Origin of the sequence: Rhizobium mayense (assembly GCF_030272705.1) — a bacterium.
Lineage (GTDB): Bacteria > Pseudomonadota > Alphaproteobacteria > Rhizobiales > Rhizobiaceae > Rhizobium > Rhizobium mayense.
Map to the genome: position 1 here is coordinate 1 of NZ_JARFYM010000091.1, position 1,497 is coordinate 1,497.

Here is a 1,497-nt window from a genome sequence, read left to right on the forward strand (position 1 = left end):
GCCGCTCACGGTGGCCCGGCAATGGGGACTCTATATTTCCTCATCGCGTGGAAAGTCATCGATCAACGTCGAAGAGCCGCCGCTATTTTCGGAGCCGGGGGTGTTCCTCGTTCGACCGGGCGGTACTCTGTATTACGGCGCGGTACAAACAATGCCGTTCGCACGTCCGCTGTTTTCGGAATTGCTTCAGGCGATCGACTTCGCCATCCACAAAGATTATCCGGCGCGTGGCGAATATGACGGCCCGCTCTGAGCGACGTCGACTTAAAGGCTTGCGGCCGCAGCCCGTGCTCGGAAAGCTTCCGGAGGCAAACCTGATGCAAGGAATGGAATTCCTCAAGGAGGTAACAATGGACAAGAACATCATCAAAGAGACGATGCTTTCGCTTGAGGGTGTAGCCCTTCAAAGCGCCCGCGAAAAATACTTCGACTATATTGCTGATGCTCGGCTCGACCGAAGCGAACCGATCGAAAACGATGAGCAGGCCCAAGCAGAAATCGCCAGTGACCTTTCCGAGGCTCTGGATGATACCCTCCACGATCATACTGATAAGCTCGACAAGTTGAGAGAAATCGACTTCGGGCCAAAGTCGACAGTAACTGAAGGAGCGCTCGTGCGGCTTTCCGGTCGATACTTCGTTATCGCCATCTCAACCGGCAAATTCACATGCGATGGTCGCGAGGTCATGGGGATTTCCACAAGCGCCCCAATTTTCGAGGCGATCGAAGGAGCCCGGGCCGGCGAGACCGTGGAGTTCAACGGAAGGAAGCTTGTGATCGAAGCCGTCGCGTAGCGAGACACATTGGATCGCTGGCGAACGAGGGGCGCGTATGACGGAACTGAAGCGCCAGAGTACGGCAGCAGTGATCAATACAGATGGAGTTCGTCAAATCGGCGGACGCATGCGGTAAGAACCGTGCTTAAAAATCGCAGAGATTAAACCGCGACACCAGCTTGTCATCAAGGGTCCGATGCCGTGCATCGCGCAACGGACGCGAATTCGGGATGAAGCACGGCGGGGCATTCATTACCCGGATGAATAACTCAAACTCATTTCCACCATCTAACGCCTTTAAAATGAATTGGTTATTTTGCGCCAACGCAGTCCAACAGCTCTTAGGAGATCATCGGGCACTGCGGAAGCTTCGCCCCACGCGAATGCGGCCGGCGGCGCGACTGTCGGCTTTGCATTGCCGATCGAGCCTGGTTGACAATCAGCGGTGACAGTCGTGACCAATACCTTCGTATCTCAAACCATACAAACGTTCAGTAGGCGGCGCCCCGGGTTTAGGTTAAATCGAAAATGCCGCTTTATTGGCAAATTCGATGATACCAATCGTGGGAGCGATGGGGCTGAAATTGCGCGTAATGTCGTACACTACAAATCCGTCCGCCATGCAGCCGAGCTCTAGCACCGCGCCGATCGTACTCATCGTTGACGACGATGAGCTGGTCCTTAAATCCCTCGATGGCCTTGTCAGATCCGCGGGATATCG

2 protein-coding genes and 1 pseudogene are annotated in these 1,497 nt (G+C 54.8%); 2 read left to right on the forward strand and 1 reads right to left on the reverse strand.

Annotation, left to right across the window (positions count from 1 at the left end; translation table 11 throughout):
- Together PY649_RS34675 and PY649_RS34680 are read left to right on the forward strand one after the other, a co-directional pair.
- A pseudogene (locus PY649_RS34675) lies at positions 1 to 253 on the forward strand (AhpC/TSA family protein); the annotation flags it as partial.
- A gap of 97 nt (positions 254 to 350) precedes the next feature.
- Positions 351 to 794: a hypothetical protein gene (locus PY649_RS34680; protein ID WP_285873581.1), complete on the forward strand. Its 444-nt coding sequence runs from the start codon at positions 351 to 353 to the stop codon at positions 792 to 794.
- A 499-nt stretch (positions 795 to 1,293) separates the two neighbouring features.
- Here the strand turns inward: PY649_RS34680 and PY649_RS34685 are convergent.
- A partial coding sequence (locus PY649_RS34685) for a hypothetical protein (RefSeq protein WP_285873583.1) occupies positions 1,294 to 1,497 on the reverse strand: 204 nt, incomplete at its 5' end.

Excerpts from the sequence above, each read along its gene's own strand:
- PY649_RS34680 (WP_285873581.1), top strand. The coding sequence starts at position 351 with ATGGACAAGAACATCATCAAAGAGACGATGCTTTCGCTTGAGGGTGTA.